Annotated in this window: 10 protein-coding genes; 8 read left to right on the top strand and 2 right to left on the bottom strand. The window is 45.2% G+C overall.

The genetic code is table 11. The features are described 5' to 3' along the window. The first annotated feature begins 72 nt into the window (after window positions 1-72). A complete protein-coding gene (locus ACOJRU_RS14620) occupies window positions 73-447 on the top strand; it encodes a PH domain-containing protein (protein WP_421132471.1) in 375 nt (124 codons plus the stop codon). A 48-nt stretch (window positions 448-495) separates the two neighbouring features. On the opposite strand, the gene ACOJRU_RS14615 is transcribed toward ACOJRU_RS14620, so the two are convergent. Both ACOJRU_RS14615 and ACOJRU_RS14610 read right to left on the bottom strand, forming a co-directional pair. Beyond that, window positions 496-2,361 carry a S8 family serine peptidase gene (locus ACOJRU_RS14615; protein WP_421132470.1) on the bottom strand — a complete coding sequence of 622 codons (1,866 nt, stop codon included), beginning with the start codon at window positions 2,359-2,361 and terminating at the stop codon, window positions 496-498. A gap of 205 nt (window positions 2,362-2,566) precedes the next feature. Beyond that, window positions 2,567-4,777, bottom strand: coding sequence for a DPP IV N-terminal domain-containing protein (locus ACOJRU_RS14610; RefSeq protein WP_421132469.1), 2,211 nt, complete (start codon window positions 4,775-4,777; stop codon window positions 2,567-2,569). A gap of 70 nt (window positions 4,778-4,847) precedes the next feature. Here ACOJRU_RS14610 and ACOJRU_RS14605 point away from each other — a divergent pair, with 70 nt between their 5' ends. The 7 genes from ACOJRU_RS14605 to ACOJRU_RS14575 all read left to right on the top strand — a co-directional run bounded on the left by ACOJRU_RS14605 (window position 4,848) and on the right by ACOJRU_RS14575 (window position 12,891). Next, entirely contained in the window at window positions 4,848-5,468 is a 621-nt protein-coding gene (locus ACOJRU_RS14605; protein ID WP_421132468.1) for an NAD(P)H-binding protein, read from the top strand. A 79-nt stretch (window positions 5,469-5,547) separates the two neighbouring features. After that, window positions 5,548-6,219, top strand: a complete 672-nt coding sequence (locus ACOJRU_RS14600) for a tRNA1(Val) (adenine(37)-N6)-methyltransferase (protein WP_421132467.1) — start codon at window positions 5,548-5,550, stop codon at window positions 6,217-6,219. Window positions 6,220-6,234: 15 nt separating this feature from the next. Next, window positions 6,235-6,735 (top strand): YgjV family protein, encoded by a 501-nt coding sequence (locus tag ACOJRU_RS14595; RefSeq protein ID WP_421132466.1) that lies wholly within the window; start codon window positions 6,235-6,237, stop codon window positions 6,733-6,735. 130 nt (window positions 6,736-6,865) lie between these two features. Beyond that, entirely contained in the window at window positions 6,866-7,366 is a 501-nt protein-coding gene (locus ACOJRU_RS14590; protein ID WP_421132465.1) for a hypothetical protein, read from the top strand. Next, window positions 7,347-9,563 (top strand): UDP-forming cellulose synthase catalytic subunit, encoded by a 2,217-nt coding sequence (gene bcsA, locus ACOJRU_RS14585; RefSeq protein ID WP_421132464.1) that lies wholly within the window; start codon window positions 7,347-7,349, stop codon window positions 9,561-9,563. The genes ACOJRU_RS14590 and bcsA overlap by 20 nt, the downstream gene beginning before the upstream one ends. Then, window positions 9,563-11,857, top strand: a complete 2,295-nt coding sequence (locus ACOJRU_RS14580) for a cellulose biosynthesis cyclic di-GMP-binding regulatory protein BcsB (protein ID WP_421132463.1) — start codon at window positions 9,563-9,565, stop codon at window positions 11,855-11,857. Before bcsA ends, ACOJRU_RS14580 begins: the two co-directional genes overlap by 1 nt. Next, complete coding sequence (locus ACOJRU_RS14575; protein WP_421132462.1) at window positions 11,848-12,891, top strand: glycosyl hydrolase family 8; 1,044 nt, start codon at window positions 11,848-11,850, stop codon at window positions 12,889-12,891. Before ACOJRU_RS14580 ends, ACOJRU_RS14575 begins: the two co-directional genes overlap by 10 nt. The last annotated feature ends 2 nt before the right edge of the window (window positions 12,892-12,893 follow it).

Raw genomic sequence — 12,893 nt, 5'->3', positions numbered from 1 at the left:
TTGAAACGGCGGTGTTTGCATTTCATTTAAGCCAAGCCGTATGCACCGCCAGATAATAATTAAGGATATATAATGGGACTGTTTGACACGATAATGGGAAATGCCAGCGAAACAAATGCTGAAGACGTTCAACAAGAGCTTTCGCCAATCTTAGCCGATAATGAGTCAGTCACTGCGGCATTCAAACTCGTACGCGATTTGAGTGTGTTTACAAATAAGCGCTTAATATTAATAGATAAGCAGGGCCTGACGGGTCGAAAAGTGAATTATCACTCCATTCCCTATAAATCTATCACGCAGTTTATCGTTGAAACGGCCGGTCATTTTGATACCGATGCCGAGCTTAAAATTTGGCTGTCGGGTAAAGCAGACGCGATTGAAATTGAATTAAGTGCATCGTCGGCACAAGCCGTACAAAAGAACTTAGCAAGTCAGTTATTTGCATAAAAAAAGCGGGCTTAATAAGCCCGCAGTTTATTTCTTGTTACGTTATCTTTAAAACACCACACTCACCGTTGCAGAGCAGGTAGTTGTGCCCGCTTCACAGACTTGGTACGTATAGCTGCCACCGCCTTTCACATTAAGTGCATCAGTATAAGCGCCATCGTTAGCCGTAGTGGTAATTACTGTACCATTGCGAAGAACATCCACATTTGAAGAGGTAGCATCAGCCCACGAGAGATCAACCTGTTGGCGACCTTTTACTTTGTAACCCGAGGCGCTTAATGTTAAGTCGCCAGTGCCACCGGTATCACCACCACCTCCACCAGTATCACCGCCACCACCAGTATCACCGCCACCGGCGCAGGTATTTTGTGTAAGGTAGTTATTCATGTCCGCCGCTTGCGCAATACCATAACCGAAGAAATCATCTTTACCCGACGCACCAGCATCCATCGCTGTTGCCTTCAATGCGCTACGAATTTCTTCACCAGAACACGTTGGGTGGTTTGACCATACCAATGCTGCGATACCTGCTACGGCAGGTGTCGCCATTGACGTACCGCTCATATAGCCGTAATCACTTGCACCAATGGTAATGTCGATAGTATTTGCTGCGACTAGCGCGCTGCGGTCTTCAAGTGCAGCACCTACCGCAGGGATCGAGGTGTTATTTGTATCGCCTAATGTGCCATACAGCATGCCAGGTTCATTGTTAATTAATACTGCACCAACACCACCTGACAATTCGCAGTTATTTACTTTATCGTAGAATGACACAGTGCCACGGTCAATCACGCATACTTTCCCTGCTGCGTTATTATCGATACCGTCGCCTAACCCGAAGAAATAGGTTGCTGCTGATGCACTGCCCGTGTTCTCCATTGCCGATGAGGCAAAACCAACACCGTCAGCACTCATCGCCGATAGTGAAGCGCCGTTGGCGGGGTACGTAGACAATGTGTCTACACCACCGGCCGTTATTTCGACGCAAATGGTTTCATCCGTCGTAACGCGCTTACCGCGACCGCTAGAGCATGAGGGGTATTGAGAAAAATCGGCAATGTTGTTGTCTGCATCGTTCGCACCAACCATCATTACTGATGAATATCCCGCAGGGTACGAGCGCACGTTGTTGCCGTCATTACCCGCAGCGGCAACCACTAAACCACCCGCGGCCACAAAATCTTTAAACGCGTTTTCTTCGGTTGAGTTTGCACCACCGCCACCAAGGCTCATGTTAATAATGTTAGCGCCTGCCTGTGAACATAATTGTGCAGCTTGCGCGAGGTCTGAAGAGTATCCCCAGCCAGCAGCATTGAATACTTTGATGATGTGCATGTCTACACCCGGAGCCATGCCCACAACACCAAAACCATTATCGGCTGCACCAATGGTACCAGCGACGTGCGTACCGTGAGGTCCACCATTTTCAAACCAGTTGCCCGTGCCGATGTCATTATCGCCTGAAATTGCAGACCAATTAAAATCTGGATTCGATGAATCTAAACCTGAATCGATAACACATACCTTCATGCCCGCATTACTGTCAAACGTTACTTGATCAGCTTGTGATTGATAAACGGCATAGGGGGTTAACTGTGTTGTGGAAGGGTTGCCCGCGTCATCGTTAAACAGCGCTGATGGGCTACGCTTTTGGTCAACTTCAATAAGCCTCACGTGCGGGTTGTTAAGTAACCCTTTAACGTCGCTTAGTGATTTTCCTGAAAATGTGGCAGCAATAAATCCGTCAGCATCCACATGAACATCGGCGCCAGCTTGTTTAGCGAGGGCTTTAACCACACCTTTAGATTTATTGTCGACTTGGATAATGTACCGGTCGTTGTCTGCAAGCGCAGCGAAGCTAGAAAGTGCCAAACTAGCGGCGATCAGAGTGGGCGTAAATTTTTTATTATTCATGGTTACTACTCATTCTACTTGTTGTAAGAATTCTGCGTTTTATCGTCTTTTTTATGCAGATGAGCGCAAAGCTCAGTCTTCAACGTACATCATTAAGAAAAAGTTAACAAACCATGTAGCAAAAAATTATTATAAAGTTTAATACCCAAAAAAAAAGGCATAAGGATAAATATCCATTATGCCTTTGTATTTCATCTAGTTATAGTTATTTGAGTGTTCTCTCGAAAAAGTTGGTTATTGTTTTGTATAAGTGAATGCCTGTTTGCTTCCCTCGAATGCTATGTTTTTTACCTGGATAATCCATCGTTTCAAACGGAATCGCTAAATCCTGAAGGTGTTTATAGAGCATGGTTGAGTGGGTAAACAAAACGTTGTCATCTGCCATACCATGGTAAATAAGTAAGTCACCTTTTAAGTCTTTAGCGTAAGGAAACACCGATGACGCCGTGTAAGCATCATCGTCTGTTTGAGGGTTACCCATATAGCGTTCTGTATAATGAGTGTCGTACAAGCGCCAGTCTGTGACTGGGGCGCCTGATACACCGGCAGCAAAGTAATCACCGGCTTTAAACATGGTCATTAATGTCATATAGCCGCCATAGCTATGGCCATGAACGCCAACGTTATCGGCATCAACAAATGGTAATGTGCGTAAGAATTCAACACCGGCTATTTGGTCATCTACTTCAATAAAGCCCATCTTCTTATAGATAGGGTCTTCAAACGCTTTACCACGGTAGTTTGAACCACGGTTGTCTAATGTAAATACGACATAGCCTTGGTCAACCCAATGTTGGAAAAGTAAACCTCGGTTGCCCGCCCAGCTATTGGTTACTACCTGAGCGTGGGGGCCGCCGTAAAGGTATACAATCACCGGATGTTTTTGACTTGGGTTTTGTTTGGCACTCTCTGGGGTGTAGATGCGGTATTTAAGTGTTGCACCGTCTTTGGTGGTAATGTCGCCGAATTCTGGGGCTGTCCAGCTATCCATATAGGCAAAAAGAGGGTGGCCTTTTGTCACTTTGTTTTCTTCTAACCAGGTAATGCGCTTGCCTGATGCGTCGTTAAGACTGACTTGGGCGGGTGAGTTAATGGTAGAAAAACGGTCAATAAAAATAGAGGCGTCTTTGCTGAATGCGGCACTATGATACGCGCCTAATTCGGTAACCCGTGCAATCTCGCCACCGCTAAGTGATACCGTGTATACGTGGCTCTCTAGCGGCGTATCTTTACGGCCAGAGAAAAACAAGCGGTTGTTGGCAACATCAATGGCCTCAACGCTATCAACAACCCAGTTTCCTTGGGTCAATTGCTTCACCATCTTGCCGTTGTTATCGAAAAGGTAAAGGTGTTTAAAGCCGTCGCGCTCAGACGCCCAGATGAATTGGCCTTTGTCCTTTAAAAAATAAAGGTCGTTATGTAAATTTACCCATGTGTTGCTGCTTTCAGTGAGCAATACACGCTGGGTTTTGTCGCGCAAGTTGAAGGCGCGAAGCTCTAAAGCTTGTTGGTTGCGGGTTTGCCATTGGTATGTGAACGTTTCATTGTCTGGCATCCATTTTCCGCGAGCAAAGTAGATATCTTTATCTTCACCTAAGTCTACCCACGTGCGCTCGCCGCTATCTATGTGTTGAATAGCAAGCTCCACCAGTACGTTTGGTGTGCCGGCTTTCGGGTATTTTTGCTCTAATAGCTTAATGTCATCAGCGTAAATTTCGGTGCGTGTAATTACGTCGACGGGGCTTTCGTCTACTTTTGTGAATGCAATGTGGGTTTCATCTGGAGACCACCAATAGCCGGTCATACGCCCCATTTCTTCTTGTGCTACAAATTCGGCCATACCAAACTTGATGTTTTTGCCACCCTCTTTGGTTATTGCCATTTCTTTACCTGAAGCAATATGTTTTACGTACAGGTTTTGGTCGCGAATGAAAGAGATGTAATTACCTTTCGGCGATAGTTTGATATCGGTTTCAAACGCATCAGTGTCAAGCAGCTGTTTTGCGCCTTTCTCGCCTAACTTGTGATAAAACACATCACCACCTAACGGGAACAACAATGCTTTACCATCGTCGGACCATTGGTAACTTACAATACCGCTACCTGATAAGCGCATGCGCTCACGGCGCGCTTTCTCTTCATCAGAAAGGACTTCTTCGCCACTTTGCAGGTCGTTAGAGTCGAACAGCATGCGAGTTTCGCCACTGTCGATATGGTATTCCCACAAATCTAATCGTTCGTAATCAGATTGTTTTCCTTTCAAGAACGATACGCGTTCACCGTCTGGTGACACTTTTAGCGAACGCGGGGCATTGCCATCAAGTGAAGGGGAAGAGAAAATACGCTCAATAGTGAGCGTTTCAGCGTGTAAAGCAGTAGAGAGCATAGCGGCTCCAATTAAAAGGGCTTTTTTCATTGTTATCTGCATATTTTACTGTCGAAGGTTTGATTGTAGAGAAACCATTCCATGATACAAGGTGCAAAGTATGAAATCCGCAATAGTGCTAGGAGCGACAGGTTTAGTGGGACGAACGCTTGTAAACACACTTTTACAAGACAGAAGGTATGCAGAGGTCACGTGTTTAGTTAGAAAACCTCTTGCGTCATCGATGTTTAATGACCCTCACGGAAAGTTGAAACCTGTGGTTATCGACTTTGAAAACTTCCAAGACTATCAAGGTTATTTTAGCGTAAATCATGTGTACTGCTGTTTAGGCACCACACTTAAAAAAGCAGGCTCAAAACAAGCGTTCAGGCGTGTGGATTTCGAGTATGTTCATGTAGCGGCGCAATTAACGCGAGCGCAACGCGCAGACAGTTTTGTATGGATATCATCGGTTGGCGCAGATGCAAAAAGCAGTAACTTTTACCTGCGCGTAAAAGGCGAATTAGAAAATGCTATTATGCGGATGCCGCAACTGCCCAACGCATCTGCGGTGCGCCCGTCTTTGTTACTTGGCGAGCGAGACGATACGCGTTTTATAGAAGATATGGCACAAAAGACGGCGCCCATTTGGCAAAGTTTACTGAAAGGGCCATTAAAAAAATACAGACCGGTTCATCCAATCGACGTGGCTAGAAACATGATGTTACTTCAAGTCTGGTAAGTGAACCTTCACTATTATTTTCAAGAGACAGTGTGTGTTTAGGTGTAAACAATTTGAAGTGGCGCATGACAAATGCGCAATGAAGGTCGGAACCGACAGCTTACTATTAGGTAGCTGGGCGCAGCCCAATGATGCCTCGCACATACTGGATATCGGCACGGGGTCGGGGATCCTTGCGTTGATGATGGCACAAAAATCAACACCAGAAGCCCATATCTACGCCATTGATATTGACGATGATGCCTTTGTTCAAGCCAGTGAAAACGCAAGCGCGTCGCCATGGCGTAAAAAGGTACAAACGTTTCACTGTGCGCTTGATGACTTTAACTGCGACACCCTCCTTGATGTCATTATTACTAACCCACCGTATTTTGATGCGGTCGATACGACGCGCAGAGCATTTGCTCGTCAAACAACGCAGCGACACGTTGCGCGGCAAGAGCGCCAACTTACTCCTGGCAAGCTCTTCACATTCAGCGCAAATCAGTTAAAAAGTAATGGCGCATTATACTGTGTTTACCCGTATAATCGCGCGCCCTTAATTCTTGAAGAGGCCAAGCGGAATGGGTTACATCCTCTAAGATTAATGACGGTAAAGCATGCACAGGCATCATCGCCCTATTTGATGGCGTTTTGCTTCAGTAAAAGGGAAGGCCATGTAAACAAGGAAGTATTAATTATTCGTGATGGCAACGGCGACTATACCGCTGCTTATAAAACATTATGTCGCGATTTCTATTTACGGTTTTAAGTAGGTGTATTGACTATGACACTGTTAATTGCTGAAGCGTTTGGGGCTTTAGCGGTAGTCCTCAATTTCTTGGGGTATCGGCAAAATAATGTCGATCGCTATCTTTTTATTTCAGCCTTTGCGTTGTTGTTTTTAAGTGCGCACTTTTTCATGTTGGACGCCATGGCAGCGGGGGTTGGCACGCTATTGGCGGGGCTTCGAAACTTTATTGCCATTAAAAATAGAAGCAAGCCCGTACTCTTTTTCTTTATTGGCGCCAATGTGTTCTTTTTACTGTATGAGTGGTTCGTTTTAAACCATGATTGGAATATCTTTATTGCTTATGCATCTTCGCTTATTTTCACAGTAGGCTCTGTTGTATTGCGAGATGTTCATGTAATCAGGCGTACCTTCCTCGTAGCCGAGTCGTTAGGGCTTATTTATGCCATATCGGTGGGCAGTATTTTTGGGACGGTTTTCAATATTAGTAATCTGGTAAGCATTATCTCGACCTTGAAGCGGACAAAGTCCGTATGAAAAGTGTTCTAAAGTACAATGGTTAACCTCTAAAAAACTACGTATCATTTTTAATAACGCGGTATTAACGCGCTAATTTTAACTTTTGTTTCATATTAGTACTCTCCACCAATTACAGTGGTGGAGTGTTGTGGAAGTGGTAGTTACGTTGTCAAATAAAAGCGCAAATCAGCACGGACGCGCTACATCTCAGGATGGTCATAATACAGTTTCCTTGGTTACCGCTGATACGCAGTCGCATATCAATATGTGGAGAGCCCGACTGTTTCAGTTTTTAAAAGTGGAAAAAAAGCTTTTAAAAATGAGACGTCTGCGTAAAATAACAGCAGTTGTTAATATTGTAACCATAGCATCGCTGTTGTTTTCGATTTACACATCACCCACGTTGTCGCCCTCTGTTTTTATCGGCCTTAACATAGTGTTGTGTACAGGGCTTATTTTGTACCCGGTGTGGCATTTGCTTTCAAAAGATTGTCACCGTATTCGTGATGAACTATCTTCGCGTTTTTACGCCAGTAATCACGAACTCGATTTTGCCGAAGACAAAGTGAGTTTAATTGACCGAGCGAGCTATGATGTCATTACGTTCATCAGCGTCTCGGATATAAACCTTGGAAGACAGGCAAGCTAAATCACATCATCACGGCCGCTATGTAGCGGCGCTTTTGCTTGCTGCATTTACAATCGGTGCACTCCTCTTGGCACCTATGGATGCATCAGGTCAGCTGATTGTTTCCTTCGTTATCCTCTTCATTATTTCACTATGCAGCAAAGAAGCTGAGTCACAACAAAAGCATAAACAATTCTTTAGAATTCTAGCGTTACTGCTAGGGGTTGGCTTAACTATTCGCTACCTGCTATGGCGTGGCATGTATACGATGACCGCGCCGGATATTATTTCGCTCGTAGCAGTATGGTTGTTATTTTTAGCCGAATTATACGCCGGGTTAACCTCGGTGCTAGGTTGTATTGTTAATGCCTTTCCTTTGGCGCGACCGCCGTTAACACTGAATAACATTGCGTTGGGTTCGCTTCCTACCGTTGATGTTATGGTGCCAAGCTATAACGAATCTGAAGATATATTAGAAATTACCCTTCGCGCGGCAAAAATGATGTCGTACCCCGCCGACAAGTTACATATTCATTTGTTAGATGATGGGGGAACCGACCAGAAAATTAACCAACCAAATGTGGCGTCGGCAGACAGCGCGAGAGCGCGACGAGCATCATTACAGCGGCTTTGCGACCGACTTGGTGTAACCTACCATACCCGTGCTAAAAACGAATTCGCAAAAGCCGGTAATGTAAATAGTGCTATCGGTAATACTACGTCAGATCTCATTGTCATCTTGGATGCCGACCACGTTCCTACTAGCGATTTTTTAGACCGCACTGTGCCATGGATGATCAAAAAGCCTAACGTGTTTTTGGTTCAAACTCCGCATTTTATGGCCAACCCTGACCCGGTTGAACGAAATTATTTCTCTGCGTTTACGCGTATGCCATCTGAAAACGACATGTTCTACGGCACCATTCAAAAAGGTTTAGATTACTGGTCGAGTTCATTTTTCTGCGGTTCTGCAGCGCTTATGCGCCGAAAGCATCTTGATTTGGTTGGTGGGATTTCTGGTGAATCGATTACCGAGGATGCAGAAACCGCCCTTGATTTGCATAAAATGGGTTACGAATCGGTTTATGTTGATCAACCCATGGTAAGCGGTTTGGCGCCTGAGACCTTTGACGCTTTTATTCAGCAACGCATGCGATGGGCGCAAGGAATGACGCAAATTCTCCTGCTTAAAAAGCCGTACAAAGCAGAGGGGTTAAAATGGTACCAGCGGGTAGGCTATATGAGCTCTATCATGTTTTGGTTGTTCCCGTTTGCGAGAATAATATTCATGCTAATGCCATTGGCTTATTTGGTGTTCGGCTTACAAGTTTACCATGCGTCGCTACTTGAGATTTTTGCGTTCACCATTCCCCATGTTATTGCCACCTACACGTTATCGACCATGCTGTTTGGTCGCACCCGATGGCCATTGGTGTCAGAATTATATGAAATTTTGCAATGTGCATTTACGTTAAACGCTATTGTAAAAGTGTTTATTCGGCCAAGAGCCCCGTCTTTTGTGGTTACACCTAAAGGGGAGAGTTTAGACAAAACATTTGTGTCACCCCTGTCGAATGTATTTTATTGGCTGATTGCCATATTGAGTTTCGCGACGGTGTTTGGTGTGGTCAAATATTTTGCTGAGCCGTTAACCCGAGAGCTTACCGTTGTTGTGTTACTGTGGAATACGTTCAATTTATTGCTTTTACTTAGCGTAATGAGTGTGCTGCTTGAACGTAAGCAGGTTAGAAGTCAATCCCGTTTACCTGCTAGCGACAGCGTTATGGTGATGGGCGGCGATGGACAGCTGCATAGAGGCGAACTTGTTGATTTGTCGGTAGGCGGCGCGCGCGTAATGATTAAAGGTGAGCCGCCGAGGTTTGCCAACGCCAAACTATCTGGGTGGTGTCACGCGCTGCAAAAAACAGTAACATTAAACATTGATATTCTTAATGCCGATAGTGAAAGTAACCTACTGCGTGTTCGATTTATGCCAGAGACCGACAATGAGGAAAATGATGTCATTGCTTTTAGTCTCTGTGATAGCCGTCGCTGGAAGTCTTTTCAGCGCAGAAGAACACGCCAAATATCATACTGGTTTGGCGTTAAACATGTTTTGAACGTGGGGCTAAAGCCCACGCTGATTCATTTGTATCACCTGTCAGGGCGTTTGCTTCGGCAAGTGACAAAAAAAGTTGGGTTTGCTAAGGAAAAATAATGATAAGAATAATAACGCTTCTTTGTGGTTTGATATTACTGAGCGCAACTAGCGTTGCAGAAACTACAACGTATCGCCTTACCGACTTTTATGGTGAAGGTATCGCACGTATGCAGGGAAAAGCTGCCAGTACGGATATCGCCATTCCACTTTCACCGAACAGCCAAGTGGTGCGTTCTACGTTGACGCTAAATGTTGTCAGTTCGCAAGCGCTTATCAAAAAACGTTCTCAGCTTTTTGTGCGGTTTAATAATGCCACTATCGGACAGATTGCCTTTGACCCTGACCGCCCTAGTTTAACCTCTGATATCGTCATACCCACAGAACTGTGGCGACCTGGTTTTAACCAGCTTACGCTTGCGGTTAGTCAGCATTATGCGAACCAATGTGTTGATGGTAGTGCACCAGAGTTATGGAGCGAAATTAACGTCTATAAATCCACATTGTCTATTGAAACCAATAAAGCGATAGATACGCTAGCGCTACGTGATTTAAGTGGTTTCTTTCACCCTGGTATCGGCGGCCAGCGACATGTCGATATTTACAGTGACCTCGATGAAGTCAGCATAACCAAAGAAAAAACGCTGTCGTTAGTCGCGCAAGCCCTGGCGCTGAGAAATCAATACCAACCCCTGGCTATTGATGCATTAGCCCTTCCAAACGAACATGTTCTTCCTGACGTTGCTCAGGCGTTTGGGGCGAGTGACGAGGGTTCATCCACGTTTTGGAGTGAATCAAACATTGAGAATTATGAGACATCGTCGTGGTATCGTGATGAGGGACAGGCCAATGTTCACGTTCTTGTTGGTACTGAACAAGCGCTGTCGATGTTATTAACGGATGATGTTATTAATGACATTAACGGGCCTTTTTTGCATGTTGAACGTACGCCGGCATTTCGCGTGAAAGGTGAAACACTTGTTAAGCCGGCCTATCGCCTTATTGTCAGTGGAGATACTCCTGAACAGGTTTATGAAGCTGCACGCAGCTTGGCATTGCAAGACGACGCATTGAATGCCACTAATAATCTTATCGTGAACTCACAAAACAATGCATTGGCAGACGTTATTCAAGTAACACAGGTTGTCTCTCCCGATGAGCACTACACCTTTGAAGACCTAGGGTTTACCAGTGAACGATTTAGAGATGAAGGAGATTTCAATAAGCGAATGACCCTTCGCCTTCCAGCCGACTTTTATGTGCCTGAAAATGCGAGCGTTAAGTTTTTACTCGATTTCGGCTATGGTGCGGGTTACGGCCCTGGTTCAATTATGAACGTGAGTGTTAATGACGAGCTAGTACACGGCCTGTATTTAGGCAATACCAATGGTGAAGCCTTTAGGGATTACGAGCTGAACATTCCTGCGCGTTTTTTCCGTGGCGGTATTAACAATATCGATTTCTCTGTCACCATGCGTGCGCCGTTAGCAGGGGTTGAGTGTGACGACGTGTTTGGTTCGCACCTTATATTTCAATTAAATAACACTTCTAGCCTTACCCTTCCTAAAGCCGGCCATGTTGCCATTCAGCCCGATTTACGCTTGCTTGGCGAAACGGGTTATCCATTTGCTCGCTACGCAAGCGCGCCTCAATCTCATATTGTTATTCCGTCCAATGATTTCTTGAGCGCCGCACTGACACTGGCTGGAAAGTTTGCACAATCTGCTCGCGCGCCATTGTTGAACATTGACGTAATAATACAGTCGACCATACCCGAGAAGGGAACGAGCTTTATACTGGGGACTCCAGACACGCTTAGTAAGATTGAACAAGACAGTTTTGCATCGGCTATTGGCGAAACTAACCGCTGGCCTTATCGCTTACAAAATACCTTGTACAACCGAGTTCGTAATATTGCTAGCGACAAGTCATTCAAACAAATGCGCGCCGATGGCGTTACCATACAAACCAATGAATTAGGCCCACTTGCAGTACTTATTGCCGAAAAATCACCGCATAATTCGAAAACAGACACGGTATTTTTAATGGCGGCGCAAACTCCAGAACTGTTGACCGAACGTATTCACGACTTGGTCAGTTTGTCGATGTGGGGGCAATTAGCGGGTGATTTCTTTGTTTGGGATAATGCGCTTACCCCATCTTTAGTGATGCAAGTAAACGACAAGTTCGAGATGGGGGAAGCAAACAGCCGTTGGCTAACCCTACGTTTATGGTTATCAAATCACCCTTGGTATTGGCTAGTCGGTTTCTTATTATCAGTGTTTATGCTGAGCCTGATTATTTATCTTCTGCTTAAAAGAAGAAATAAAGAAGTTCAGGCGTCATGGGACTAACCCGATACCTGATTAAGTGGCGCTGGTTTCAAGCGCTACTTGTTTGCTTTTTTATGGTTTCAGGTTGTACTCAGCCAGACAATAATGCCTTTAAACGGCAGTTTATTGCCTTTAGTGCATTGTTTATTGACGGTGGACGGGTAGTCGATACCGGCAATAACAGCGTGTCGCACAGTGAAGGGCAGGGGTACGGACTTTTGTTCGCCGTACACGCCGATGAACAGCAGACATTCGACGCATTATGGGCCTGGACGAGAGACACATTACAACGAGAAGACACGCTTTTTCATTGGCGTTTTTCACCATGCGCGTCTAATGATAAACGCTGTATCGATGACCCTAATAATGCATCTGATGGGGATATTCTTATTGCATGGGCACTACTTCGTGCTTATGAAAGGTGGGGTAATACCGAATACCGCAGTGCGGCAAAACAGATTATTGCTGCCATTGAAAGAAAGCTCATTGTTGAGTATCGGGGCTACACCCTTTTACTGCCCGGCGAATATGGTTTTAGCAATGACGATGGTGTGCAAATTAATCTATCGTATTGGGTGTTTCCTGCCTTTAATGCATTTAAAGCGGTGTCGAACAATCCCGCTATTTGGAATCAGCTTGCCGAGAGTGGCGAGGTCCTCATTGGCGACGCGCGTTTTTCGGAACATAACCTGCCTTCTGATTGGGTTCGCTTAACGCCTTCAGGAATAACACTAGCTAATACTATTTCACAAGATTATGGCTTCAACGCGGTTCGTATCCCTCTTCATTCAGCATGGGGAGGGATTACGACCTCGCCCATCTATAACGACTTGGCTCGGTGGTGGGACAAACCTAATACGCCTGCAACATTTAATCTAGTGAACTCGACAGCGTCTGAATATCTTATGACGCCCGGTATGTTAGCCGTTGAGTCTGCGGTAAATACACTAATTTTCGACAAGCCCTATAGCCCCGCTAACATCACTCGGCGTGTGGACTATTACTCGGCAAGTCTCATATTGCTATCTACCATTGCGGTAGGGGATGAGCGCTAAAT

Source organism: Alteromonas algae (assembly GCF_049117195.1).
Taxonomy (GTDB): Bacteria; Pseudomonadota; Gammaproteobacteria; order Enterobacterales; family Alteromonadaceae; genus Alteromonas.
The sequence above is the reverse complement of the archived record's forward strand: the minus strand, read 5'-3'. Positions and strand labels throughout refer to the sequence as shown.

Bases quoted from the DNA above. Each gene is read 5' to 3' on its own strand.
- ACOJRU_RS14615 (WP_421132470.1), bottom strand. From the start codon at position 2,361: ATGAATAATAAAAAATTTACGCCCACTCTGATCGCCGCTAGTTTGGCA.
- ACOJRU_RS14620 (WP_421132471.1), top strand. From the start codon at position 73: ATGGGACTGTTTGACACGATAATGGGAAATGCCAGCGAAACAAATGCT.
- ACOJRU_RS14580 (WP_421132463.1), top strand. From the start codon at position 9,563: ATGATAAGAATAATAACGCTTCTTTGTGGTTTGATATTACTGAGCGCA.
- ACOJRU_RS14600 (WP_421132467.1), top strand. From the start codon at position 5,548: ATGAAGGTCGGAACCGACAGCTTACTATTAGGTAGCTGGGCGCAGCCC.
- ACOJRU_RS14605 (WP_421132468.1), top strand. From the start codon at position 4,848: ATGAAATCCGCAATAGTGCTAGGAGCGACAGGTTTAGTGGGACGAACG.
- ACOJRU_RS14575 (WP_421132462.1), top strand. From the start codon at position 11,848: ATGGGACTAACCCGATACCTGATTAAGTGGCGCTGGTTTCAAGCGCTA.
- ACOJRU_RS14595 (WP_421132466.1), top strand. From the start codon at position 6,235: ATGACACTGTTAATTGCTGAAGCGTTTGGGGCTTTAGCGGTAGTCCTC.
- ACOJRU_RS14610 (WP_421132469.1), bottom strand. From the start codon at position 4,777: ATGAAAAAAGCCCTTTTAATTGGAGCCGCTATGCTCTCTACTGCTTTA.